General features: G+C 72.6%; 22 protein-coding genes (1 of these 22 cut by a window edge). 5 read left to right on the top strand and 17 right to left on the bottom strand.

Translation table 11 applies throughout. The features are described from left to right. Window positions 1-112: 112 nt before the first annotated feature. The 15 genes from JI746_RS02575 to JI746_RS02505 all read right to left on the bottom strand — a co-directional run bounded on the left by JI746_RS02575 (window position 113) and on the right by JI746_RS02505 (window position 14,990). Window positions 113-1,102, bottom strand: coding sequence for an SDR family oxidoreductase (locus tag JI746_RS02575; RefSeq protein ID WP_201687200.1), 990 nt, complete (start codon window positions 1,100-1,102; stop codon window positions 113-115). Further along, window positions 1,099-1,416 (bottom strand): cytochrome C oxidase subunit IV family protein, encoded by a 318-nt coding sequence (locus JI746_RS02570; protein ID WP_201687199.1) that lies wholly within the window; start codon window positions 1,414-1,416, stop codon window positions 1,099-1,101. Before JI746_RS02570 ends, JI746_RS02575 begins: the two co-directional genes overlap by 4 nt. Then, window positions 1,413-2,015 carry a cytochrome c oxidase subunit 3 gene (locus JI746_RS02565; protein WP_201687198.1) on the bottom strand — a complete coding sequence of 201 codons (603 nt, stop codon included), beginning with the start codon at window positions 2,013-2,015 and terminating at the stop codon, window positions 1,413-1,415. Before JI746_RS02565 ends, JI746_RS02570 begins: the two co-directional genes overlap by 4 nt. Then, entirely contained in the window at window positions 2,012-3,607 is a 1,596-nt protein-coding gene (gene ctaD, locus JI746_RS02560) for a cytochrome c oxidase subunit I (RefSeq protein WP_201687197.1), read from the bottom strand. Before ctaD ends, JI746_RS02565 begins: the two co-directional genes overlap by 4 nt. Beyond that, window positions 3,604-4,560, bottom strand: a complete 957-nt coding sequence (coxB, locus tag JI746_RS02555; protein ID WP_201687196.1) for a cytochrome c oxidase subunit II — start codon at window positions 4,558-4,560, stop codon at window positions 3,604-3,606. Before coxB ends, ctaD begins: the two co-directional genes overlap by 4 nt. Beyond that, the gene (locus JI746_RS02550) at window positions 4,557-5,357 is read right to left on the bottom strand and encodes an SCO family protein (protein ID WP_201687195.1); all 801 of its coding nucleotides are present in this window, start codon (window positions 5,355-5,357) and stop codon (window positions 4,557-4,559) included. Before JI746_RS02550 ends, coxB begins: the two co-directional genes overlap by 4 nt. Next, window positions 5,354-5,680, bottom strand: a complete 327-nt coding sequence (locus JI746_RS02545; protein ID WP_201687194.1) for a hypothetical protein — start codon at window positions 5,678-5,680, stop codon at window positions 5,354-5,356. Before JI746_RS02545 ends, JI746_RS02550 begins: the two co-directional genes overlap by 4 nt. Further along, window positions 5,667-6,683 (bottom strand): hypothetical protein, encoded by a 1,017-nt coding sequence (locus JI746_RS02540; protein ID WP_201687193.1) that lies wholly within the window; start codon window positions 6,681-6,683, stop codon window positions 5,667-5,669. The genes JI746_RS02545 and JI746_RS02540 overlap by 14 nt, the downstream gene beginning before the upstream one ends. Next, the gene (locus JI746_RS02535; protein WP_201687192.1) at window positions 6,683-7,279 is read right to left on the bottom strand and encodes a c-type cytochrome; all 597 of its coding nucleotides are present in this window, start codon (window positions 7,277-7,279) and stop codon (window positions 6,683-6,685) included. The genes JI746_RS02540 and JI746_RS02535 overlap by 1 nt, the downstream gene beginning before the upstream one ends. Beyond that, window positions 7,276-7,806: a DUF3341 domain-containing protein gene (locus tag JI746_RS02530; RefSeq protein ID WP_330892925.1), complete on the bottom strand. Its 531-nt coding sequence runs from the start codon at window positions 7,804-7,806 to the stop codon at window positions 7,276-7,278. The genes JI746_RS02535 and JI746_RS02530 overlap by 4 nt, the downstream gene beginning before the upstream one ends. After that, on the bottom strand, window positions 7,803-9,182 hold the full coding sequence (gene nrfD / locus JI746_RS02525; protein WP_201687191.1) for an NrfD/PsrC family molybdoenzyme membrane anchor subunit: 1,380 nt from the start codon (window positions 9,180-9,182) through the stop codon (window positions 7,803-7,805). Before nrfD ends, JI746_RS02530 begins: the two co-directional genes overlap by 4 nt. Further along, window positions 9,179-11,938, bottom strand: a complete 2,760-nt coding sequence (locus tag JI746_RS02520; protein WP_236599484.1) for a 4Fe-4S dicluster domain-containing protein — start codon at window positions 11,936-11,938, stop codon at window positions 9,179-9,181. Before JI746_RS02520 ends, nrfD begins: the two co-directional genes overlap by 4 nt. A 5-nt stretch (window positions 11,939-11,943) precedes the next feature. Next, window positions 11,944-12,609, bottom strand: coding sequence for a cytochrome c3 family protein (locus JI746_RS02515; RefSeq protein ID WP_236599483.1), 666 nt, complete (start codon window positions 12,607-12,609; stop codon window positions 11,944-11,946). Further along, the gene (locus JI746_RS02510) at window positions 12,606-14,447 is read right to left on the bottom strand and encodes a glycoside hydrolase family 15 protein (protein WP_201687189.1); all 1,842 of its coding nucleotides are present in this window, start codon (window positions 14,445-14,447) and stop codon (window positions 12,606-12,608) included. The genes JI746_RS02515 and JI746_RS02510 overlap by 4 nt, the downstream gene beginning before the upstream one ends. Window positions 14,448-14,624: 177 nt before the next feature. After that, window positions 14,625-14,990, bottom strand: a complete 366-nt coding sequence (locus tag JI746_RS02505; protein ID WP_201687188.1) for an HPF/RaiA family ribosome-associated protein — start codon at window positions 14,988-14,990, stop codon at window positions 14,625-14,627. 316 nt (window positions 14,991-15,306) lie between these two features. Here JI746_RS02505 and JI746_RS02500 point away from each other — a divergent pair, with 316 nt between their 5' ends. Continuing rightward, a complete protein-coding gene (locus JI746_RS02500) occupies window positions 15,307-17,460 on the top strand; it encodes an acetate--CoA ligase family protein (RefSeq protein ID WP_201687187.1) in 2,154 nt (717 codons plus the stop codon). 9 nt (window positions 17,461-17,469) lie between these two features. Here JI746_RS02500 and JI746_RS02495 read toward each other — a convergent pair whose 3' ends face one another. Beyond that, complete coding sequence (locus tag JI746_RS02495; protein ID WP_201687186.1) at window positions 17,470-18,270, bottom strand: helix-turn-helix domain-containing protein; 801 nt, start codon at window positions 18,268-18,270, stop codon at window positions 17,470-17,472. Between the two features lie 170 nt (window positions 18,271-18,440). Here JI746_RS02495 and JI746_RS02490 point away from each other — a divergent pair, with 170 nt between their 5' ends. From JI746_RS02490 to JI746_RS02480, 3 genes are all read left to right on the top strand, one after another. Next, window positions 18,441-19,547, top strand: a complete 1,107-nt coding sequence (locus JI746_RS02490; RefSeq protein WP_201687185.1) for an S-(hydroxymethyl)glutathione dehydrogenase/class III alcohol dehydrogenase — start codon at window positions 18,441-18,443, stop codon at window positions 19,545-19,547. 1 nt (window position 19,548) lies between these two features. Then, entirely contained in the window at window positions 19,549-20,394 is an 846-nt protein-coding gene (gene fghA / locus JI746_RS02485) for an S-formylglutathione hydrolase (RefSeq protein WP_236599482.1), read from the top strand. A gap of 174 nt (window positions 20,395-20,568) precedes the next feature. Then, complete coding sequence (locus tag JI746_RS02480) at window positions 20,569-22,047, top strand: ATP-binding protein (protein ID WP_201687184.1); 1,479 nt, start codon at window positions 20,569-20,571, stop codon at window positions 22,045-22,047. A 15-nt stretch (window positions 22,048-22,062) separates the two neighbouring features. On the opposite strand, the gene JI746_RS02475 is transcribed toward JI746_RS02480, so the two are convergent. Continuing rightward, window positions 22,063-22,620, bottom strand: coding sequence for a DUF1439 domain-containing protein (locus JI746_RS02475; protein WP_201687183.1), 558 nt, complete (start codon window positions 22,618-22,620; stop codon window positions 22,063-22,065). A 77-nt stretch (window positions 22,621-22,697) separates the two neighbouring features. On the opposite strand from JI746_RS02475, the gene JI746_RS02470 reads away from it, so the two are divergent. Further along, on the top strand, window positions 22,698-23,257 hold the 5' portion of the coding sequence (locus JI746_RS02470) for an ATP-dependent Clp protease proteolytic subunit (protein WP_201687182.1). The gene runs 34 nt beyond the window's last position; 560 of the gene's 594 nt are visible here — the first part of the coding sequence; its start codon is at window positions 22,698-22,700; its stop codon lies off the right edge, out of view.

The following is a 23,257-nucleotide window of genomic DNA, read 5'->3' as shown; positions in this document are numbered from 1 at the left end:
TTCCCCGGGGCATGGTCGCGGCGGAATTCGTAGGCTGGCGGTGACGCGCGAATGCGCCGGAACCCCAGCGCTTTCGCGCATCGCTGGGGTTGCGCTGCGCTCCACCACCAGCCTACCGGAGCCGCTTGCGAGCGGCGGCGGCGAGCAGCAGCAAGGCCGCTCCGATGGCCACGCTCGCCCCCCGATGCATCGTCAACCACGCCTGCGTGCTGTGCCCCTGCGCCTGCGCATCGAAGCGCCCATGCGCGCCGTGGTCCCCCGGCACCGGTTGCCACAGGTTGTCGTGCCGCACCTCGGGCAGCGGCTCGTCGGTCTGCTGGCCTTCCACCGCCGTGCGACCCAGCCACCAGTCCAGCAAACCGGGGATGAACTTCGTGCCCAGGATCGCCTGCACGGCCGGTGAGCCGACCCAGACCTCGCGCCGCCGGTGCGTGGCCGCCCAGTACACGGCGCGCGCCGCCACCTCGGGCTGGAAGATCTTGCCCATGGGCCGCGGGCGCCGCCGCAGCGTCGTGCGGCCCCAATCAAATTGCGGCGTGTTGAAGGCCGAGAGCTGCACCATGGTCAGGTGCACCCGGCTGCGCGCGTGCGCCAGCTCGCAGCGCAGCGCATCGGTGAAGCCGCGCAGCGCCGCCTTGGCGCCGCAATAAGGCGCCTGCAGCGGGATCGAGCGATACGCGAGCGCGGAGCCGACCTGCACGATGGTGCCGCGGTCGCGCGGCTGCATGCGGCGCAGCGCGGCCAGCGTGCCCCACACCGCGCCCAGGTAGGTGACGTCGGTCGCGCGGCGGAAGTCCTCCGGTGCAACATCGAGCGCTGGCGCGAAGATGGTCGCCATCGCATCGTTGACCCACACGTCGATGCCACCCCAGGTCGCTTCCACCTGCGCCGCGGCCGCTTCGACCTGCTGTTCGTCGGCCACGTCGGTAGGGATTACCAGCGCTTCGCTGCCGAGCGCCTCGATCTCCTCGCGCGCGGCGTCGAGGCCGTCGGTGCCGCGCGCCAGCAGGGCCACGCGCCAGCCGTGCGCCCCGAACTCGCGCGCGATCGCGCGGCCGATGCCGGCCGAGGCGCCGGTCACCACGACGACGCGGGCGCTCACCGCGCGCTCCCCTGGTAGGCCGCCGGGGCCTGGGCGCGGGTCGCGAAATCGACGCTGCTCAGGCCCAGCAGGAGGGCCAGGGTTGCCACGGCCACGCCGGCGGCCAGGCGCACCGCCACGCCGGCGCGCGCGAGCCCCATGAACAGCACGAGGACGATGCCGGCCTTGAGGGCCGCGATCGCGAGGCCCAGCACCAGGTTGCCGGCACCGAGCGGGAGATAGGAGCCGGCCAGGCTCGCGCCCATCAGCGCCAGCAGCGCAATCCAGGCGAGCAGCAGGTGCCGCGCGTGGCGGCGGAATGCGACGTCGTTCATGTGTTTCTCCCGAGCAGGTAGATCAGGGGGTAGAGGAAGATCCAGACCAGGTCCACGAAGTGCCAGTACAGCGCGCCCGCCTCCACGCCCCGCGGCGTGGCGCCGCGCGCCAGCACCCCCATCAGCACCACGCCGGCCAGCAGGTGCACGGCATGGATCCCGGTGAGCAGGAAGTAGAGCAGGAAGAACAGTTCGCTGCCGGCGGTGCGCAGCGCGAAGCCGGCGCCCGGGACCAGGTGCTCGCGCCACTCCATGCCGTATTCGAATGCCTTTACCGCGAGGAAGGCGAGGCCGAGCGCCGCGGTCAGCCACAGCAGCCGCGCCGTCCAGCGCGCCTGCGGTGGATGGCGCGTGCAGGCGACGGCGAGCGCCACCACGGCGCTGCTGGTGAGGAGCAAGGCGGTGTTCAGCGTGCCGAGCACCACGTGCGTGTGCCGGCCGGCTTCGGCAAAGCCGGCGCTCCAGTGCGCGCGTGCCCAGGCATAGGCCAGGGCCAGCCCACCGAAGAACAGCAACTCCGAACCGAGGAAGATCCACATCCCGAGCCGCGCGGCCTCGGCCTCGTCGTGCTGCGGCCAGGCGAGCGTGCGGCTGTTCATGCGGGAGTCCTCAGCGGCGCGTTCGGGTCGTAGGCGTAGACGTGTTCGGGCGGCTGCGGCGGAGTGTCGAAATTGTGCGTCGGCGGCGGCGAGGGCGTCTGCCATTCCAGGCCGCGGGCATCGAAGGGATTGGCCCCGGCGGCGCGGCCGGCGCGCAGCGACCAGGCGAAGTAGAACAGCGGCAGCAGGTAGCCGAGCGCCAGCACCACGGCGCCGGCGGAGGAAAGCAGATTCAGCACCTGGAACTCCGCCGGGTACACGTGGTAGCGCCGCGGCATGCCGCGCACGCCCAGCAGGTACTGCGGAAAGAAGGTGAAGTTGAAGCCGAGGAAGATCAGCACGGCGGCGATGCGGGCCCACAGGTCGGAATACATGCGCCCCGTCGCCTTGGGCCACCAGAAGTGCAGGGCGCCGAAGTACGCCATCACCGAGCCGCCCACCATGATGTAGTGGAAGTGGGAGACGACGAAATAGGTGTCCGTCAGGTGCACATCGAGCGCCAGCGCGGCGAGGAACAGGCCGGTGAGGCCGCCGATCGTGAACAGGCCGACGAAGCCGAGCGCGTACAGCATGGGCGCGTCGAAGCGGATCGAGCCCTTGTACAGCGTGGCGGTCCAGTTGAACACCTTGATGGCCGAAGGGATCGCCACCAGGAAGCTCAGGAGCGAGAACACCATGCTGGCCGCCACCGACTGGCCGCTCACGAACATGTGGTGCCCCCAGACCAGGAAGCCGATGCTGGCGATGCCCAGGATCGCGTAGGCCATGAAGCGGTAGCCGAAGATGCGCTGGCGGGCGAAGCACGGGATGATCTCGCTCGCCACTCCCATGGCCGGCAGGATCATGATGTAGACGGCCGGGTGCGAGTAGAACCAGAACAGGTGCTGGAACAGCAGCGGATCGCCGCCGTGCGCCGGGTCGAACACGCCGATGTGCCACAGCCGCTCCGCCACGACCAGCAGGCTCGTGATCGCCAGCACGGGTGTCGCGAGCACCAGGATGATGCTGGTGGCGTAGTGCGCCCACACGAACAGCGGCAGCCGGAACCAGCCGAGCCCCGGCGTGCGCAGCTGGTGCACCGTGACGATGAAGTTCAGGCCCGTGAGGATGGACGAGAAGCCGGTCACGAACACGCCCACCAGCGTGACGGCCACCCAGCTGTTGGAGAACATCGTCGAATACGGCGTGTAGAAGGTCCAGCCGGTGTCCACGCCGCCGAGCGCCAGCGCCACCAGGATGATCAGGCCGCCGGCCACGTACAGGTACCAGGAGAGCAGGTTCAGCCGCGGGAAGGCGAGGTCGCGCGCGCCGATCATCAGCGGGATCAGGAAGTTGCCCAGCACCGAGGGGATGGACGGGATCAGGAACAGCCACACCATGATCACGCCGTGGGCGGTGAACAGGCGGTTGTAGGTGTCGTGCGAGACCAGGTCACCCGCCGGGGTGGCCAGCTCCAGCCGGATCAGGGTCGCCGCCGACCCGCCGACGAAGAAGAAGGCGGTGATCGTGAGTGCGTAGAGGATCGCGATGCGCTTGTGGTCCGTGCTCGCCAGCCAGGAGCGCAGCGTGAACCCGTCCTCGAGGTAGCTCATGGCGGGCCTTTCGTCGAGTGCAGCCAGGCGAGCAGGGCCTGCAGGTCTTCCTCGCTCACCTGCCCGGCGAACGAGGGCATGACGGGCGCGAAGCCCGCCACCACGTCCTTGTGCGGCAGCAGAATGGAGTCGCGGATGTAGTTGTCGTCGGCGACCACCGTGCGGCCGTCCTGCAGGTGGACCAGGCGCCCCGGCAGGCCCTCCAGCGCGGGCGCGTGCACGGTGGAGCCGGCGGCATGGCAGCCGCTGCATCCGAGCTGGCGGAACCGGGCGAAGCCCTGCTGCGCCGGCCCGGGCTGCGCGTTGCCGGCGTCCAGCCAGCGCGCGTAGTCGGCGGGCGGCATGACGACGATGCGTCCCAGCATGGCGGAGTGCTCGCTGCCGCAGAACTCGGCGCACAGCAGCGGGAACTCGCCCAGTTCGGTGGCCTGGAACCACAGGCCCGTGTAGCGGCCCGGCACCACGTCCTGCTTGAGGCGGAAGGCCGGAACGAAGAAGCTGTGGATCGCATCCTGCGAGGTCATGACCAGCCGCACGGGCTGGCCGAGCGGCACGTGCAGCTCGTTGATCTCGCGCCGGCCGTTGCGGTGCTGCAGCTTCCACATCCACTGCTTGGCGATCACGTACACCGGCAGCGCATCGGGTGGCACGCGGTACAGGCGCACGAAGTCGAAGGCCGCCCAGGTGAACAGCGCGATGAACAGCAGCAGCGGCAGGAGCGTCCAGGCGAGCTCGATCCCGAGCTTGCGTTCCACGGTGCCGCGCACCGCCGCGCTGCCCTGGCGGTAGCGGATGCAGAACCACAGCAAGGTGATGCACACGCCCACGGCGACGGCGCCGCACAGCAGCAGCATCGCCGTGAACAGGAGGTCGCTGCGCGGCGCGATGCTGGAGGCGCTTTGCGCCAGCAGCCGGAAGCTGGCTGCGAGGCGGGCGTCGGTGTCGCCGTTCATGGCCGCCTCCGGCGCCAGCACCAGGCGGCCAGGCCGCCGGCCGCGGCGACGGCCAGCGCGCGCGTGGCGCCCATCACGAGCGCGCTGCGCTGGCCCCAGTGCGGCTCGGGATGGCCGCAGGCCACGGCGGCTGCGTCCCCGGCTGGCGCGATCTCCCCGCGCCGTGCCGCCGCGATCGCGGCGCGCAGGATCGCCGGCTCGAAGTCCAGGCCTTCGAGGTAGCGCGCCACGCGCCCCGCCGGCGTGAGGACCGTCACCACAGCGGGGTGGGTGAAGCGCGGTTCGCCGGCGGCTGCAGGCACGCCCGCGGACACGAAGCCGACCGCTTGCGCGAGCCGCGCGACCTCGCCCGGAGTGCCGACCAGCAGGCGCAGGTCCAGCGGTGCCGGCGCGACCTGCGCGCCGAGAAGGAAGTCCGCATAGGCGAGATCGAGCTCGCGCCGGCTGCGGGCCGTGGCCGGCGTGTCCTGCGGGTCGATGCTGAGGCCGACGATGCGCCAGTGCGTGCGTGGCACGCCGCTGTCCTGCAGGCCTTCGAGCAGGGCGTGCATCAGCAGGCCGCACAGCTGCGGGCAGCGGTAATAACCCAGCACCAGCAGCACGCAGCGCGTGCCGTCGAAGCAATCGGAGAGGCGGCCGGGCCGGCCTGCGCTGTCCACGATGCGCAGGCCCAGGGGCACGGCGGCACCGGGCTGCGGGCGCAGGTGCGCCGCCGGGGCGGGTGCGCTGGACAGGGGCTGGGCCCGCGCGGCGCACGGCGCGAGCGTCGCGGCGGCCAGCAGCGCGCGGCGCTTCATGGGGCGCTCCCGGCGCGGCGCAGCAGCAGCTCCATCGCATCCTCGATCGGGATGCGGGCGATGCCGTGGGCGCGATCCACCCAGGCCAGGGTGTGCAGCGCGCGCTCCTTCTCCGCCCGGTACGCCGCCAGGTCCTGCTGCGGCGCGCTTTGCAGCGCGGGCGCGGGCGGCGCCGCCAGGCGGGCCGGCACCCGGTCGGCGCCGGGCGCGAGCTGCCAGTGCCGCAGCAGCAGGAACACGGAGGCGACGACGAGCGCGATGGTCGCGGCGATCGCGAGGCCCGCCAGCAGCACCGGGCGGCCGCGCAAGTCAGGTCGCGCCATGCCGCACTCCTTGCGCCAGGCCCGGCAGCATCAGCAGCGCCGCGGCAGCGAACATCAGCGGCAGCAGCCACAGCGCATGCACGCCGCGCGGTGCCACCGAGGGCACGACCGTCCACGCCGCGTCCAGGGCCGTCGTGGCGAGCAGCATGGCGGCCACCGCCTTCAGCCGCCGCGGCTCGTCCTTCACGGCACGGAACAGGAGCGCGAGGAAGGACAGCCCGAGTTGCAGCAGCACCAGCGCGAGGCCGGCCGCGCCCCAGCCGCCCGCCAGCCGCGGCACGTACCACACCACTTCGCGCGGCAGGTTCTCGGCCCAGATGACCAGGAACTGCATGAAGGCCAGATAGGCCCAGGTCATCACCCACATCAGCAGCAGGTTGCCGAGATCGCGCCAGGGCACCTCCGGCGCCGAGCGCGGCGTCGCCACTGCGACGAGGGCGGCGCCGGAGAGCGACTGCGCGCCGAGCACCACGAGGCCGAAGGCGGTGCTGTACCAGGCCTGCTGCAGCGACATCAGCAGGTCGATGGCCGCGAGCGTGCCGGCCAGCGCGTACACCGCCAGCGCGCCGGCGGCCGCGCCCTTGCGGCGCAGGGCCGTGCCGCGCGTGATCCAGGCGGCGAGCAGCGCGTACGCCACCAGCCGGGCGAGGAAGAACGGCTGCGAAAGCCACGCGCGCGGGAAGTCGGGGCGCGGCAGCGCATCGAGCCACGCCCGCCCGGCCGCCCAGGGATAGAGCCGGTGCGCGCCCGCGGCGAGCGGCAGCAGGGCGAGCAGCAGCCAGGGCAGGCGCCGGCGCACCGCCGGTGCGAGCGCCACGAAGGGATCGCCCCAGGCGCCGCCGCTGAGCGCGCGGATCCAGGCGTTCGCGTGCACGCCCAGCACCAGGCCCAGGCACCACCACCACACGGCGAGCCAGCAGGCCAGGAACAGGCGCAGGTCGAGCCAGGCGGCGGGCAGGCAGGCCGCGAGCAGCACGACGCCGAGCCAGCGAGGGCTGCGCATCAGCGCGCTCCCTGCGCTTCCAGCCGCTGGCGCAAGGACGGCGGCAGTTGCGCGACCGGCGCCTGCCGGCTCCATTGCAGGGCGCGGATGTAGGCGACGATCGCCCAGCGGTCCTGCGGCGCGACGCGGTCGCCGTAGGCGGGCATCACGCCGTGGCCCTGCGTGATCACGTCGTAGAAGTGGCGGTCGGGGGCGGCGCGCAGGCGCGGCTCGTCATACGAAGGCGGCTGCGGGAAGCCGCGCCGCACCACGGGGCCGTCGCCGTCGCCCACCGGGCTGTGGCAGGGCACGCAATAGGCGCCGTAGCGGTCCTGCCCGCGCTGCAGCAGCGCGCGCGTGAGGGGTGGCGGCGCGCTGGCGGCGACGGCCGCCGCGCGTGCCGCGAGTTCGGTGCGGCCGCGCCGGCCGCTGCTGGTGGCGGCGAGATCGCCTGTCGCCGCCGGCACGCTGCCCGGCGGCGGCGGCCGTTCGGCGCGTCCGTCCGCGAACAGCGGTGTGCCGTCGCCCGGGTCGAAACGCGGCTGCCGGTACATGCTCGCCACCTCGCGCTCGCAACCGGCGAGGACCAGCAGCAGGAGCCAGGCGAGCGTCCTCATCGCGGCACCTCGATGCAGCGCAGCGGCGCCAGCGACTGCAGCAGCCCGCGCGCGGCCTCGGCCTCGAACACGGGGTCGTGCGCCGGCAGGCAGAGGAAGAAGCGGTTGCGGCTCGCGAGATCGAAATCGGGCGCCCCGAACACCGGATGGCGCAGCCGCGGCAGGCCGTTGCCCACCAGCATGGCGAGCACGGCCGCCAATGCGCCCCCGAGCACCGCGAGCTCGAAGCTCACGGGCACGAACATCGGCCAGCTGTGCAGGGGACGGCCCGCGATGTTCACCGGATAGTCGATCACCGCCGAATACCACTGCATCAGGTAGCCGCCGATGCCGCCCACGGCGCCGCCGATGAAGGTGAACAAGGGCACGTGGCTGCGCGTGAAGCCCACGGCCTCGGCGAGGCCCTCGACCGGGAAGGGCGCATACGCCTCGGCATGCCGGTAGCCGGCGGCATGGGCGGCGCGCGCCGCGGCGAGCAGCGCGTCGGCGGTGGCGAATTCGGCCATCAGGCCCCAGGGCGCGCTCACCGCGCCTCCGCGCTTTCGCGCACCAGCAGGCGCATCTCGGAGATCGAGATCGCGGGCAGCAGCCGGATGAACACCAGGAACAGCCAGGCGAAGGTGCTGATCGATCCGAGCAGGAAGACCCAGTCCCACGCGGTCGGCACGAAGCGTCCCCAGGCCGAAGGCAGGAAGTCGTGCGAGGTGCTCTGCACCACGATGACGACCCGCTCCAGCCACATGCCCAGGTTGATGACCAGGCTGAGGCCGAACAGCAGCAGTGCGTTGCGGCGCGCCCGCCGCAGCCAGAGCACCTGCGGTGCCAGCACGTTGCAGGCGAGCATGAACCAGTAGACGGGGGCGTAGAAGCCGGTGAAGCGGTCGACCGTCATGGCGATCTCGAATGCGTCGCCGCTGTAGAAGGCGGTGAAGATCTCGCAGGCGTAGCCGTAGGCCACCAGCGAGCCGGTGGCCAGCAGCACCCTGGCGGCGTGGTCCAGGTGGGTGGCCGTGATGAAGTCGTGCAGCCCGAAGGCGCGCCGCAGCGGGATCGCCAGCGTGAGCACCATGGCGAAGCCGGAGAACAGCGCGCCGGCGACGAAGTAGGGCGGAAAGATGGTGGAGTGGTAGCCGGGCGTGTTGCCGATCGCGAAGTCGAGCGAGACCACCGAGTGCACCGAAACCACCAGCGGCGTCGCCAGGCCGGCGAGCAGCAGGTAGGCCGATTGGTGGCGGGCCCACTGGCGCGCCTCGCCGCGCCAGCCGAGCGCCAGCAGGCCATACGCGATCTGCTTGCCGCGGCTGTGGGCGCGATCGCGCAGCGTGGCCAGGTCCGGCAGCAGGCCCAGGTACCAGAACAGGAAGGACACGATCAGGTAGGTGGCGATGGCGAAGAAGTCCCACACCAGCGGGCTGCGCCATTGCGGCCACAGGTCCATGCGGTCCGGGTAGGGTGCGATCCAGTAGAAGAACCAGGGCCGCCCCAGGTGCAGGATGGGGAACAGGCCCGCCATGGCGGCCGCGAACAGGGTCATCGCTTCCGCGAAGCGGTTGATCGAGGTGCGCCAGCGCTGGCGCAGCAGCAGCAGCACGGCGGAAATGAAGGTGCCGGCGTGGCCGATGCCGATCCACCACACGCAGTTGGCGATCGCGAAGCCCCAGGCCACCGGGATGCGGATGCCCCAGATCCCCACGCCCTGCGTGAACAGCCAGGCCATGGCGCCGACGAAGATGGCCGTGCCGCCCAGCGTGCCGAAGAAGGCGAGCAGCCAGGGCCAGCGCAGCGGCCGGGTGAGCACCAGGTCGGCGATCTTGTCGCTGATGCTGGCGTAGCCCCAGCCGGCGCGCAGCACGCCGATGTCCTGCGACACCGGCGGCCGGGCTTCGCCCGTGCCCGCGGTCACGTGGCGTCCTCGCGCCGCACCCGCGCCAGGTAGGTCGTGCGCGGGCGCGTGTTGAGTTCGCCCAGCAGCGCGTAATGGCGCGGCGAGGCGCGGCTGGCCGCCACCGCGCTGCCCGGCGCATGCAGGTCGCCGAACACGATCGCGCGCGTCGGGCAGGCGGCCTGGCAGGCGGTGACCACGTCGCCGTCGGCGGGCGGCGTGCCGGCGACCTGCGCGTGCTGGCGCGCGCGGGCGATGCGCTGGATGCAGTAGCTGCACTTCTCCATCACGCCGCGCTGGCGCACCGTCACGTTCGGGTTGCGCTGGCCCTTGAGCGACTCGGTGATCGCGTCGCTGTACTGCAGGAAGTTGAAGCGCCGCACCTTGTACGGGCAGTTGTTGGAGCAGAAGCGCGTGCCGATGCAGCGGTTGTAGACCTGCACGTTGAGCCCCTCGCTGTCGTGCATGGTGGCGCCCACCGGACACACCAGCTCGCACGGCGCCTGTTCGCAATGCATGCACGGCACCGGCTGGAACAGGCTGCCCGGGACCTCGCGCGTTTCGTAGCGGTCGACGCGGATCCAGTGCATCGCACGCCCGCGCGCCACCTCCTCGCGGCCCACGACGGGGATGTTGTTCTCCGCCTGGCAGGCCACCGTGCAGGCATTGCAGCCGATGCAGGCGTCGAGGTCGATCGTCATGGCCCAGGCCGGGCCGTTGCCCGCGGGCGGCGGCGCGTAGAGCGAGGCCTGCCGGGGCTCGTCGATGCGCCCGCCGGGGGGCAGGGTGCGCGCGAGCTCGCGGCCGTGGGCATCCATCGTGTGCTGGGTGACGGCGAAGTCATGCCGGCGTCCCAGGGCCTGCAGCGCCAGCGGCGCGATGGCCGTGCCGGCCGGCTTCAGCGCATAGGCATCGAAGCCGATCGCGTTGCCGACGCGGCCGGCGGCGCTGCGGCCGTAACCCAGGGGCAGCGTCGCCATGCCTTCCGCGTGCTGCGCCAGCACCCACACGGGGGCCTCGACGGAATGCGGGCCGACGCTGGCGCGCACCAGGTCGCCGGTGCGCAGCGCCAGGCCGCGCGCCGTCTCTGGCCCGAGCAGCAGGGCGTTGTCCCAGGTGTGCTTCGTGAAGGGGCGCGGCAACTCCTGCAGCCAGCCGTTGTTGGCGAAGCGGCCGTCGTGCACGCTTGGGTCGGGGGCGAACAGGGCCACGAGCGGCGGCGCGGCAGCGGCGCCCGGCTGCGCGAGCAGCGCGGCGATCCCCGGCGTGCGCAAGGCGAGTGGCCGTGCCGCGGTGTCCGGCACCAAGCCGCGTTGCAGCGACGCCGGCCAGAGCGCATCGAAGTCCGCGCCCCGGCGAGCGCGCCAGCTGCGCTGCAGGATGGCGTGGCCTTCGCGTTCCGCATCGCCTGCCAGCAGGGCCATCAGTTCATGCGCCGAGCGTCCCGCGTACAGCGGCGCGATCGCGGGCTGGACCAGCGTCACGCTGCCTTCGTGCGCCAGCGCGTCGCTCCACTGCTCGTAGCCGTGGGCCAGGGGCAGGTGCCAGCCGCAGGCCTGCGCCGTCTCGTCGGCGTAGAGGCCGGCGTGCACCGTGAAGGCGACGCGGTCCAGCGCTTCGCGCACCCGCAGTTCGGCGGCGGCGTCGTACACGGGATTGGCGTCGAAGATCCAGAGCGTGTCGACGGCGCCGGCGCGCATCGCGTCGACCAGTTCGGCCAGGGTGCCTGCTTCGGCGGAGGTCGCCAGCGGCGGGATGAAAGCGATCGTGCGGCCGATCGCCCCCAGCCGCTCGTTGATGGCGTGGACCAGGGCATGGCTGCGGGCGCCCAGGCCGTCGCCCGCGAGCGCCAGCGCCTGCGGCCCGGCCGCCAGCAGCGACTGCACCAGCGCACGCTCGAACGCCTCGGCGTCGGGCGCGACGGCCCCCCGCTCGACGGCGGCGGCCACCCGCGCCACCAGCACGTCGATCGCCGCCGGGGCCAGCGCGATGCGGCGGTCGGCCCGGGCGCCGAACAGGCCCGGGCTGGCCTCGACGGCGATCAGCTGCGCCCGTTCGCGCTGCGCCGACCAGTCCATGGCGCAGCGCACCGCACCCGGCCCCTGCGCGAACGGATCGGCGGCGAAGGCCACGACGCAGCGCGCCTGGTCGAAGTGGTGCACCGGCTGCACCTCGCGCCCGAAGGCGGCGAGCCCCCCGGCCTGCGTCGCGGCATCGGCCAGGGGCAAGTGCTGGTGCCAGCGCGCACCGGGGAACTGCTGCAGGCATTGCGCGAGTTGCGCGCGCAGCGTGGGCGAGCTGACCGGGCCGGTGAGGATGCGCAGGCCGGCACCGCCGCGCGCGCGCAGCCGGGCGGCCTCGGTGCGCCATGCCGCCTCGAACGCGTCCCAGCCGGCCACGGCCAGCGGCGCGCGCGGCGCCAGTCGCTGCAGCACGGCCTGCGAGCGGTCGGGATCCCACAGCTGCAGCACCGAAGCCTGCGCGAAGACGTCGGTGGCGCCGAGGCTGGAAGGATGCTCCGGATTGCCTTCGATCTTGACGGGGCGGCCGTCCTCGGTCGCCACCAGCACGCCGAGCGCGTGGCCGTCGCGCACGAAGGCACTGGCGTAGTGGAGCGGCACGCCGGCCGCCTGCGCCTCGGGCATGCGCACCCAGGGATAGATGCGCTCGCGCGGTGCCCGGCTGCAACCCGCGCCGCCCAGCGCCAGCGAAGCGGCCATCAGCGCCAGCGCGCGCCGGCGGCTGAGGGCGGGAACCAGGGGCAGGGGGTGTTCCATGGGCTTCAGCGGTGGCAGGTGGAGCAATCGGTGCGGCGCTGCCGCCCTTCGAGGCCGACCAGCGCTGCCAGGCGAGCGGCCTCGGCGGGCGCGACGCGCGGTGCCGCGGGCGTGAACAGGTCGGCGCGGGCGCGCAGGCGCGGCGCGGGGTCGCGGTGGCATTCGAGGCACCACTGCATCTGCAGCGGCTGCGCGCGCCAGGTCAGGGGCATCTGGTCCACGCGGCCGTGGCATTCGACGCACGCCACCCCCTTGGCCAGGTGCACCGCGTGGTCGAAGTAGACGAAGCCCGGCAGGCTGTGCACGCGGCGCCAGGCGATCGGCCGCCCCGTGCGGGCGCTCTCGTGCAGCGGCCGCAGCACGGCCTGGTCGGTATAGAGCTGCGCATGGCAGCCCAGGCAGGTGCTGCTGGCGGGCAGGCCCGCATGCCGGCTCGTTTCCACCGTGGCGTGGCAGTAGCGGCAGTCGATGCCGTCGTCGCCGACGTGGTGCTTGTGGCTGAAGGGGATCGGCTGCTCCACCGGCTCCCCGAGCGCCTGGTAGGCGCTTTCGCGCCAGACCGCATAGGCGAACAGGGCGGGCGCTCCGAGCAGGAGCGCGAGCAGCGCGAGCTTGAACGCCAGCTCCAGCCGCGGGCCGAAGACCTGGCCTCGCGTGGCGTGCGCCATCATGCCCCCGCCTTGGCGAGCGCCAGGGCCGCCGTGATCAGGCCGACGTGGCTGAAGGCCTGCGGGAAGTTGCCCATGGGCGTGCCGTCGCCGACGCGGAATTCCTCCGCGTACAGGCCCACCGGATTGCGCAGCGCCAGCAGCCGCTCGAACATGCGCTGGGCCTCGTCGAGGCGGCCCTGCCGCGCCAGGCACTCGACGCACCAGAAGCCGCAGATCGCGAACAGGTGCTCGGGCCCGGCCACGCCGTCGTAGGCCCCGCCCGGGGGATAGCGATAGAGCAGGCCATCGACCTGCAGCGTGCGCAGGATGTGGCGCAAGGTGCCCTGCATCCGCGCGTCGTTGGGCGGCAGGTAGCCGACGCGCGGGATCAGCAGCAGGCTGGCGTCGGCCGCGGTGCCGCCGTAGTAGCCGACGTAGCTGCCCAGGCGCGCGTCGAAGGCGTGCGCCTCGATCTCGGCGCGGATCGCTTCGCGTTCGCGCGCCAGGTGCTGCGCATCGACCGGCAGGCCCACCTGCGCCTGCAGCCACAGGGCGGTGTCGACGGCGGCCCAGCACATCAGCTTGGAGTGCGTGTTGTGCCGCGGCGGCAGGCGGATCTCCCACAGCCCGTGGTCCGGCTCGCGCCAGACGCGGCACGCCATCTGCGCGAAGTTCGCCAGCAGCCTCTTCTCGTGGGCGTCCAGGTGCCCGCCGTGGGCCACGAAGCGGCGCGCGCTGAGCAGCACCTCGCCGTAGACGTCGTTCTGCGCCTGGGCCGAGGCCGCGTTGCCGATGCGCACCGGGCCGATGCCGCGGTAGCCCGCCAGCTGCGGCAGTTCCTGTTCCGGCAGCAGGGGCGCGCCGCGCACGTCGTACACGATCTGCAGGCGCGGCTGCGTGCTGCGCGTGGCGTGCAGCAGCCAGCGCAGGAAGGCGTCGCCTTCGGCCAGGTGGCCGAGCTCCACGAAGGCCTGCAGCACCAGGGAGGCGTCGCGCAGCCAGCAGAAGCGGTAGTCCCAGTTGCGCTCGCCGGTGTCGCTCTCGGGCAGCGACGTGGTGGGCGCGGCCACCACCGCGCCGGTCGGCGCATGGGTCAGCAGCTTGAGCGCCAGCCCGCTGCGCTCCACCGCCTGCGCGTGGGGGCCGGCCGCGGCGCACCGCCCCGACCAGGCCAGCCACCAGCGGCGCGCGTTCTCCACTGCCTGCTCGGCATGCTCCGCCGCGGTGGCGAGATCACTGCCGTCTCCCGCCGGCGCGCGCAGCACGAAGGCGTGGCTTTCACCGGCCCGCAGGGGCAGGGTCGCTTCGAGCCGTCCGGGGGCGCTCTCCCGCAGCGCGGTGGCGGTGGTCCACAGTTCGAGGGCTGCGCCAGCCGCCTCGAAGATCCAGCGGCCCGGGCCGGCTGGCCGGAAGGCCGGCACCTGCGTGGCGTAGCCGGGGCGCGGCTCGAACACCAGCTGGAGTTCCGCCGTGCCTTCGACGCAGCGGGCGATGCGCACGATCTCCTGCGGCCCTTCGGCCAAGGTGCCGCCGCCTTCCTGCGCGTGCATCGCCATGCAGTCGATCAGCTCGATGGCGCCCGCCGCATCGGCGAGGCGCGTGTGCAGCACGTTGGTGCCGCGCTCGTACGACGGGTGGCCGGCCGCCGCGCCGGGCAGGCCGAGGGCGAACCGGCCGCCGACGCGCGCATCGAGCAGGGCGGCGAAGACCGAGGGGGCGTCGAAGGCCGGCCAGCACCACCAGTCGATCGACCCGGCGTGCGAGACCAGCGCCAGCGTGCGGCAGTCGCCGATCGCCGCGTACGCACCGATGGCCGGCTGTTCGCCGGCCGCTGTGCTGCTGGGCGCGCCGTTGTGCATGGAACAGCCGGTGCAAGGGGCAAAACCGAGGCGCCAATATAAATCGCATTGCGATATACAGGGGCCGCGGCGCCGCCGGCGGACGAGCGGCGGCCTGCCCATCCGCAAGGAGCCTGGCGTGACTCTGCTGGGTCCCCCGGGGGCGCAAGGCATCCGCCCGCCGGGGACGGCGCCGCCTCACTCGGGCCAGCCCCGCATGCGGCTGCGCACCGCCGCCAGCCACGCGGCGGCCCGGGCGCGGGCGCTCGCCTGGTCGGCTTCCAGGTGCAGCTCCAGCGCGTTGAACGCCAGCCGCAGGGCCGCGAGCGCGTCGTGGCCATGGGCGTCGCCGCTCAGGGTGCGGCCGCCGCTGACATGCGCCCGCACCACGGCCGCGAACCGGTCCTCCTGCCCGCCCGGTGGCGGCGCCTCGATGCGGGCGGACCACGACAGCACGCTGTGGTGCGCGGCCTCGATGCCGCGCATGCGGCGCCGCGCGGACGCATCCAGGACCTCCGACGGCGGCATCCCCGCGAATTCGATGCGGACCGGGTGGCTCGGCATGGACTCTGTTCTCCTCGGACTGCTCAGCACGGACGACGATGCATCGCGCACCCTCAGCGCCCCATGACATAACGCAAGGCCGTGCCCGCGGCCGGCCATTCAGTTGCCTAAGGCAATGGTCTGGAGGAATTGCTTAAGCAGAAGGGCCGCTGCGGACCGCGGACCCGGATGGGTCTGTCGAGCCGCTCTTGCGCGGCGTGGCGGCGGCGAACTTGATGCGCAGCAAGGTGCGCTCCCCGCTGGCGCCTAACTTGATTTGTCTGCATCGCCAGGAGTTCGCCATGGGCCCTTGCGCCCCCGGGAACGCCGGTTCGCCATGAGCCTGCGCCAGCTCGGATCGCTGTTCGCACCGCGTTCGGTGGCCATCGTCGGCATCTCGGCCCGCGCGGACAACCTGGGCGCGCTCGTGCTGCGCAACCTGCGGCAGGGCGGCTTCCGCGGCCGGCTGTGGCTGGTGGACCGGCAGGAGGGTGAGTTCGAGGGCCTGCAGGTGCACGCCGGCGTCGCCGCGCTGCCCGAGGCGCCCGAGCTGGCCGTGGTCGCCACGCCCGCCCCGTCGGTGCCGCAGGTGATCGGGGCGCTCGCGGCGCTCGGAACCCGCGCGGCCGTCGTGCTCTCGGCCGGCTTGCGGCAGCCCGGCCCGGACGGCCGCAGCCTGGAACAGGCGATGCTCGCTGCCGCCGGCCCGGCAGGGCGGCTGCGCATCCTCGGCCCCAACTGCATCGGCTTGCTGGTGCCGCGCAGCCGGCTGAATGCGAGCTTCGCCCCGGGCCAGGCGCTGCCGGGGGCGATCGCCTTCGCCACGCAATCGGGCGCACTGGCCACCGCGATGCTGGACTGGGCGAATGCGCAAGGCATCGGTTTCTCGCACTTCATCTCGCTGGGGGACGGCGCGGACGTGGACTTCGGCGACGTGCTCGTGGAACTGGCCGGCGACGGCGGAACGCGCGCGATCCTGCTGTACATGGAATCGGTGACGCACGCGCGCAAGTTCATGGCGGCGGCCCGCAGTGCGGCGCGCAGCAAGCCGGTCATCGTGGTGAAAGGCGGCCGCGCGCCCGAAGGCGCCCGCGCGGCGGCATCGCACACCGGTGCGATGGCGGGGTCGGATGCGGTGTTCGACGCCGCCGTCCGCCGCGCCGGCATGCTGCGCGTGGCCACGCTGGAAGCGCTGTTCGATGCCGCAGCGACGCTGTCGCACCCGCCCCGGTGGCAGGGCGAACGTCTCGTCGTGCTCACCAACGGCGGCGGCGCCGGCGTGCTGGCGGCCGACGCGCTGGCGCTGGCGGGCGGGCGACTGGCCGCGCTGGGCGAGGCGACGCTGCAGGCGCTGGACGCGGCGCTGCCGGCGAACTGGTCGCACGGCAACCCGGTCGACATCGTCGGCGACGCGCCCGTGCAGCGCTACGTGGACGCCCTGCGCATCCTGCTGGCCGCGCCCGAAGTCGACGGCATCCTGTTCCTGCACGCACCGACGGCGGTCGTGCCGGCCGAGGACATCGCGCGGGCCTGCCTGCCGCTGCTGCGACGCGCCGGCAAGGCGGTGCTCGCCTGCTGGCTCGGGGGCAGCAGCGTGCTGGCGGCACGGCGCCTGGCGGCGGACGCCGGCTTCCCCTGCCACGGCACGCCGGAGCACGGCGTCGCGGCGTGGATGCAGCTGGCCGACTACCACCGCAACCAGCAGCTGCTGCTGCAGCCGCCTGCGGCCGCCGCCGACCTGCGGGTGGACCGCGAAGCGGCCGCGGCGGTGGTGCAGCAGGCGCTGCACGCCGGCAGCGAGTGGCTGGACGAGGCGGCCGCCAAGGAGGTGCTGCAGGCCTACGGCATTCCCACGGTGTCCACGCTGCGGGCCCGCGATGCGCAGGAGGCCGTGGAAGCGGCCGAGGCCCTGGGCTGGCCGGTGGCGCTGAAGGTCGTCTCGCCGCAGCTGCAGCACAAGTCGGATGTGGGTGGGGTCGCGCTGAACATCGGTTCGAGCGACGAACTGCGCCGGGCGATGGTCGCCATGCGGCAGAGGCTGGCGGTGACAGCGCCGCAGGCGCACGTTGCCGGCTTCACCGTGCAGCGCATGCTGCAGCGCCGGGGGAGCCGCGAGCTGATTCTCGGTGTGCAGGCGGATCCGGTGTTCGGCCCGGTGCTGCTGTTCGGCGAAGGCGGGACGGCGGTCGAACTGCACCACGACAGCGCGCTCGAACTGCCGCCGCTGGACCTGGCGCTGGCGCAGCAACTGGTGGCCCGCACCCGCATCGGCCGCACGCTGGCCGGCTTCCGTGGCGCGCCCGGCGTGAACCAGGCCGCCGTGTTCGATGCCCTGCTGCGCGTCTCGCAGCTGGCCTGCGACCTGTCGTCCATCGTGGAACTGGACGTGAACCCGCTGCTGGCCGACGCCGAGGGCGTGGTGGCGCTGGATGCGCGCATCCGCGTGCGCCCGCCGGATGCGGATGCCTCGGCGCGGCTGGCGCTCGCCTGACGGTCGGCGTCAGACGTCCTTGGCTTCGAACTCCGCGCGCAGCGCCTCGATGTTCACCAGGTGGATCTCGCGCCGGTGCACCGTGATGAAGCCGCGCCGCGCGAAGGCCGACAGGCTGCGGCTCACCGTCTCCAGCGTGGTGCCGAGGTAGCTGCCGATCTCCGCCCGCGTCATGCGCAGCAGGAAATCGCTGGGCGAGAAGCCCCGCTCGCGCAGCCGGTCGGACAGGCCGACCAGGAAGGCGGCCACGCGCTGCTCGGAATGGGTGTGGACGATCAGGGCGAGCAGCCGGTGATCGCGCTCCAGCTCCGCGCCGGCCAGCCGGAGCACCCGCATCAGCAGATCGCGCTGGCCGGCGCAGGCGTCGGTGAGCTGGCCGTAGGGCAGCACGCAGACCTCGGCGTCCTCCAGCGCCCGCGCCGTGGTGGGGTGGCGGCCCGAGGGCGTGGCGTCGAAGCCGATCACGTCGCCGGGCAGGTGGAAGCCGGTGATCTGCTCGGCGCCCGCGTCCAGCGTCAGCGTGGACTTGAAGATGCCGAAGCGCACGGCATACAGGAACAGGAAGTGCTCGTTCTCGCGGAAGATGGCGTGGCCCTTGCGCACCCGGCGCCGCGCGATGGTCAGGCGGCCGAGGCAGCGCGCATCGCGATCGCCCAGGCCCGCGGGCAGGCAGTGCCTGCTGGCCGGGCAGGCGACGCATGGCGCCGTCGCGCCGGAGCCTGGCGGCGGGCCGTCCGTCGCAAGCTGCCGCAGCGGCGCGCAGCCGCAGGTTCCGTCCGCGGCTGGAGTGTTCGCGCTGCGCAGATCCATGACCCCTTCCCTGATGAACGACTGCGCTCCCAGCGTACGCCGGCCAGCGCCGCAAGCCTTGACCCTTCTCAAGCCGCGTGCCGGTACGGCCGTGCTGCGGCGGCCCCCGCGCGCCGCCGAAAGCTGCCAAGCTTCGCGCTCGTTCCCATCCGAGACACGCAAGGACCGCCATGAAGACCCGCGCCGCCGTTGCCTGGCAGGCTGGACAGCCGCTGACGATCGAAGAACTGGAGCTCGAGGGCCCCCGCGCCGGCGAGGTGCTGGTGGAGGTGAAGGCCACCGGCATCTGCCACACCGACTACTACACGCTCTCCGGCGCCGACCCGGAAGGGCTGTTCCCCGCCGTGCTGGGCCACGAAGGCGCCGGCATCGTGCAGGAGGTGGGTGCCGGCGTCACTTCGCTGCAACCCGGCGACCACGTGATCCCGCTGTACACGCCGGAATGCCGCCAGTGCAAGTTCTGCCTGTCGCGCAAGACCAACCTGTGCCAGCGCATCCGCGGCACCCAGGGCCAGGGCCTGATGCCGGACGGCAGCACGCGCTTCTCGCTCGCGGGCAAGCCGATCCTGCACTACATGGGCACGTCCACCTTCAGCAACTACATCGTCGCCCCCGAGATCGCGCTGGCGAAGATCCGCAGCGATGCGCCCTTCGACAAGGTCTGCTACATCGGCTGCGGCGTCACCACCGGCATCGGCGCCGTGATCTTCACCGCCGAGGTGGAGCCCGGCGCCAACGTGGTGGTGTTCGGCCTCGGGGGCATCGGGCTGAACGTGATCCAGGGGGCGCGCATGGTGGGGGCCGGCCGGATCATCGGCGTCGACCTCAACCCGGCCCGCGAGGCGATGGCACGCAAGTTCGGCATGACGCATTTCCTCAACCCGAAGGAGCACGCCGACATCGTCGACGCGATCGTGCAGCTCACCGACGGCGGCGCCGACTACAGCTTCGAGTGCATCGGCAACACCACCACCATGCGCCAGGCGCTGGAGTGCTGCCACAAGGGCTGGGGCCAGAGCGTCATCATCGGCGTGGCCGACGCCGGCAAGGAGATCGCCACCCGGCCGTTCCAGCTGGTCACCGGCCGGGTGTGGAAGGGCTCCGCCTTCGGCGGTGCGCGCGGCCGCACGGACGTGCCGAAGATCGTCGACTGGTACATGGAAGGCCGGATCAACATCGACGACCTGATCACGCACACCTTGAAGCTGGAGGACATCAACCGCGGTTTCGAGCTGATGAAGGCGGGCGAGTCGATCCGCTCGGTGGTGGTGTACTGACATGGACGGCATCACCACCCTGGAGGAACACCGCTGCTTCGACGGCATGCAGGGCTTCTACGAGCACGCCTCGCGCGAAGTCGGCCTGCCCATGCGCTTCGGCGTCTACGTGCCCCCGCAGGCCGCCAAGGGTCCACGCCCGGTGCTCTACTGCCTGGCCGGCCTGACCTGCAACGAACAGACCTTCGCCATCAAGGCCGGCGCGCAGCAGCATGCCGCGCGCCACGGCCTGGTGCTCGTCACGCCCGACACCAGCCCGCGCAACACGGGAGTGGGCGAAGCCGATGCCGACTGGGATTTCGGCACGGCCGCCGGCTTCTACCTGGACGCCACGCGCGAGCCGTATGCCGGGCGCTGGCGCATGGAAAGCTGGCTCATGCGCGAGTTGTCCCCGTTGCTGCAGGCGCAATTTCCGGTGCGCGGCGACCGCGCCGGCATCCTCGGTCATTCGATGGGCGGCCACGGGGCGCTGACGCTGGCACTCCGGCACCCGGGGCGTTTTTCGAGCGTCTCCGCCCTGGCGCCGATCTGCGCGCCGACCGAAGTTGCCTGGGGCCGCAAGGCCTTCCTCGGTTACCTGGGCGAAGACGCGGACGCCTGGGCCCGGCACGATGCCGTGCGCCTGATCGAGGGCGGCGCGCGCGCTCCCGCGCTGCTGGTGGACCAGGGCCTGGAAGACCAGTTCCTGGCCAGCCAGTTGCGGCCCGAGCGGCTGGAGGCGGCCTGCGCCGCCAGCGGCCAGCCGCTGGAGCTGCGGCGGCATGCGGGCTACGACCACGGCTACTTCTTCATCGCGAGCTTCATCGCGGACCACATCGAGCACCACGCCCGCACCCTCTGCGCCTGACCCCGGCCGTACGGACTTTTCGGACACTTTCGGGCACGATCGCACAACTGCCGATTGCGCGCCCGCGCGCAAGGCCGCAAGATGCCAGCGACCCTTGCACATGCGAGGGCGAGCGGGCGAGCCGATGGCGGCTTGGAAAGGCAGCGGGGACGCAGCGTGAAGCAGTTCGCGGGTATGGCCGTACGCGACACCGGCGTGGCGCTGGGCGCCCGCACGTCGCCGGCCGCCGGGGCCGCGCCCATCGGCGGGGCCCGTGGCACGGGCCGGCCGCCGATGGTGCTCGGCTTCGACCTGCTGCGCTGGTTCTCCATCGTCAGCCTGCTGGCGCTGATCCCGGTGGCGGCGCTGACCGGCGCCGTGGTGTCGAACTTCGTCACCCGCCAGGCCCTCGAGCGCGATGGGCTGCTCACCGCGCAGTTCATCGCCAACTGCCTCGCGGTGGATGCGGCGCAGATCGGTGCCCGCAGCCTGGTGCCCTTCCTCGACCCGCGGGTGGACAGCGCCCCCGCCGGCCTTGCGCCGCAGGACGTGGCCCACGCACGCGCCCACATCTACGAGCACCTCGAGGCGCTGCCGGACGCGCTGCTGGTGAACGTGTATTCCCGCGACGGGCGGATCGTCTGGTCCAGCAACGGCAGCCTGGTGGGCGAGGTGGTCCGGGGCAACGAGGAACTGAAGCAGGCGTTCCGCATGCACTCGGACGTCGCGCTGCACCACCCGGCCCATATGGCCCCCCGGCCGGAGCAGCGCTTCGTGGTGGAGCCGCGGGAGTTCTTCATCGAGAACTACGTGCCCCTCGTCGGCCCGGGCGGCAAGGTGCTCGCGGTGGTCGAGGTGTACAAGGAACCGGGCACGCTGATGGAATCCATCCGCGCGGGCCAGAGCCTCGTGTGGTGGACGACGCTCGGCGGCGGCATCGTGATCTACCTGGGGCTGTTCGGGATCGTGCGGCGCGCCTCGCGGGTGCTGCAGCAGCAGCAAAGGCAGCTGGTGGAGGCGCAGACGCAGGTGTTCGCGGGCGAGATGGCGCGCGCCTTGGCGCACAGCCTGCGCAACCCCCTGGGGAGCGTGCGCTCCAGCGCGGAACTGGCCGCCTGCAGCGACGACGGCTGCGTGCGCAAGCACGCGCAGGACATCGTCACCCAGGTCGACTTCCTGTCGCAATGGGTGCACGAACTGCTGCTGTATTCGCATCCCGCGGCGGGTGACCGCGAGCCGGTCGACCTGTGCGGCGTCCTCGAGGCCGTGCTGCTGTCCTTCCAGCCCACCTTCGAGCGGACCGGCATCGCGCTGCACTGGCAGCGCAACCGGCTGTGCCAGTCCCGCGTGCAGGGCAACACCGCCCTGGCGCGGCAGGCGCTGCACAGCGTAATCTCCAATGCGGTGGAGAACATGCCGGGCGGCGGCGAACTGCGCATCGAGCTGCGCCGCGCCGAAGGCGCCCAGGGGCTCGACCTGCTGGTGAGCGACAGCGGCTCGCGCCGGCCGGACGGGCACGTGCTGCCGGCGACCAGGCGGCCCGGCTTCGGTGCCGGACTGCCGATGTTGAACCGCGCCATGCAGCGCTTCGGCGGCTTCGTCTCGCTTTCCAGCAGCCGCGGGGCGGCCACGCAGGTGCGCCTGCGCTTCAACCTGGTCGCGCCGACCCCCTGAACGGAGCACCGCGCCTTACGCAGGCGGCAGGAACTCGATGCGCAGGCCGGCGGGGGTGACCTGGATCGCGCCGGGCGTCCAGCCGCGGGCGCGGGCAAGCTCCTCGGGGCGGAAGGTGTGCAGCACGGTGTCTTCCAGCAGGTTCTCGGCGACCGGCGCCAGGGCCCCCTGCAGCGGCACGCGCAAGGCTGCCGGCAGCTCCGGCAGCCCGACCTGCTCGACCCGCACGCTGGTGGCGCGCAGGCTCGCATCCGAGGGTTCCCAGCGCAGCCCGAAGCTCACCGCCAGCTCGCCCTGGTACGCGCTGCGCAGGATGCGGTCGGAGACTTCCAGCCTGAAATCGAGCCGCACGCGGTTCGCCTGCGGCAGCAGCTCCAGTCGCGGGACGCCCACCTTGAGCACCAGCAGGCCGGCGGCGGGCCGCGACTCGTGGGGGAAGCGGCGCTCCAGCGCCGCCTGCAGCTGCTGGCGCGAGACGTCGACGGTCCGCGGCCCGCTGGCGCAGCCGGCCAGCAGCAGCAGCCACAGCCAGGCGAGGAGGAGCCAGCGCGCTCGGGGGTGGAGGCTACGCATGGCGCGATTGTGCCGCCCCGCGGCGCACCCGGGCGGCGCCGCTTCCTGCATCATTGGCAGCCTCAGGAGGAAGCCCCATGGAACATCCCGATCCCGAAACCCCGGCCGCAACGGCGGAACCGCGCAATGCCTTCCTGGAAGAAAAGGCCTTCAAGTCGCGCACGGTGCTGCTGTTCGGCGCCATCAGCGACCAGAGCGCGAGCGACATCGCGCGCCGGCTGGTCGCGCTCGATGCCGATTCGGCGGCGCCCATCGACATGCTGGTGAGCTCGCCGGGCGGCCACCTGGAATCGGGGGACGCCATCCACGACATCATCCGCTTCATCACGGCGCCGGTGAACATGATAGGCACAGGGTGGGTGGGCAGTGCGGCCACGCACCTGTACCTGGCGGTGCCCCGGGAGCGGCGCTTCTGCACGCCCAACACGCGTTTCCTGATCCACCAGCCCTCGGGCGGCGCCGGCGGGCCGGCGAGCGACATCGCGATCCACGCGCAGGAGATCATCAAGGCGCGCGAACGCATCGCGGGCACGATCGCGCGCGAAACGGGCCGTCCGCTGGACAAGGTGCTGGAAGACATCGAGCGCGATCGCTGGCTCAGCGCGGAGGAAGCCATCGAATACGGGCTGGTCGGGCG

This window comes from Ramlibacter alkalitolerans, assembly GCF_016722765.1.
In the GTDB taxonomy this organism is placed as follows: Bacteria; Pseudomonadota; Gammaproteobacteria; order Burkholderiales; family Burkholderiaceae_C; genus Ramlibacter; species Ramlibacter alkalitolerans.
Note: the sequence above shows the minus strand (reverse complement) of the source record. Positions and strands in the feature narration are given on the sequence as shown.

Excerpts from the sequence above, each read along its gene's own strand:
- JI746_RS02570 (WP_201687199.1), bottom strand. The coding sequence starts at position 1,416 with ATGAACGACGTCGCATTCCGCCGCCACGCGCGGCACCTGCTGCTCGCC.
- JI746_RS02565 (WP_201687198.1), bottom strand. The coding sequence starts at position 2,015 with ATGAACAGCCGCACGCTCGCCTGGCCGCAGCACGACGAGGCCGAGGCC.
- ctaD (WP_201687197.1), bottom strand. The coding sequence starts at position 3,607 with ATGAGCTACCTCGAGGACGGGTTCACGCTGCGCTCCTGGCTGGCGAGC.
- coxB (WP_201687196.1), bottom strand. The coding sequence starts at position 4,560 with ATGAACGGCGACACCGACGCCCGCCTCGCAGCCAGCTTCCGGCTGCTG.
- JI746_RS02550 (WP_201687195.1), bottom strand. The coding sequence starts at position 5,357 with ATGAAGCGCCGCGCGCTGCTGGCCGCCGCGACGCTCGCGCCGTGCGCC.
- JI746_RS02545 (WP_201687194.1), bottom strand. The coding sequence starts at position 5,680 with ATGGCGCGACCTGACTTGCGCGGCCGCCCGGTGCTGCTGGCGGGCCTC.
- JI746_RS02540 (WP_201687193.1), bottom strand. The coding sequence starts at position 6,683 with ATGCGCAGCCCTCGCTGGCTCGGCGTCGTGCTGCTCGCGGCCTGCCTG.
- JI746_RS02535 (WP_201687192.1), bottom strand. The coding sequence starts at position 7,279 with ATGAGGACGCTCGCCTGGCTCCTGCTGCTGGTCCTCGCCGGTTGCGAG.
- JI746_RS02520 (WP_236599484.1), bottom strand. The coding sequence starts at position 11,938 with ATGGAACACCCCCTGCCCCTGGTTCCCGCCCTCAGCCGCCGGCGCGCG.
- JI746_RS02515 (WP_236599483.1), bottom strand. The coding sequence starts at position 12,609 with ATGATGGCGCACGCCACGCGAGGCCAGGTCTTCGGCCCGCGGCTGGAG.
- JI746_RS02510 (WP_201687189.1), bottom strand. The coding sequence starts at position 14,447 with ATGCACAACGGCGCGCCCAGCAGCACAGCGGCCGGCGAACAGCCGGCC.
- JI746_RS02505 (WP_201687188.1), bottom strand. The coding sequence starts at position 14,990 with ATGCCGAGCCACCCGGTCCGCATCGAATTCGCGGGGATGCCGCCGTCG.
- JI746_RS02500 (WP_201687187.1), top strand. The coding sequence starts at position 15,307 with ATGAGCCTGCGCCAGCTCGGATCGCTGTTCGCACCGCGTTCGGTGGCC.
- JI746_RS02495 (WP_201687186.1), bottom strand. The coding sequence starts at position 18,270 with ATGGATCTGCGCAGCGCGAACACTCCAGCCGCGGACGGAACCTGCGGC.
- JI746_RS02490 (WP_201687185.1), top strand. The coding sequence starts at position 18,441 with ATGAAGACCCGCGCCGCCGTTGCCTGGCAGGCTGGACAGCCGCTGACG.
- fghA (WP_236599482.1), top strand. The coding sequence starts at position 19,549 with ATGGACGGCATCACCACCCTGGAGGAACACCGCTGCTTCGACGGCATG.
- JI746_RS02480 (WP_201687184.1), top strand. The coding sequence starts at position 20,569 with ATGGCCGTACGCGACACCGGCGTGGCGCTGGGCGCCCGCACGTCGCCG.
- JI746_RS02475 (WP_201687183.1), bottom strand. The coding sequence starts at position 22,620 with ATGCGTAGCCTCCACCCCCGAGCGCGCTGGCTCCTCCTCGCCTGGCTG.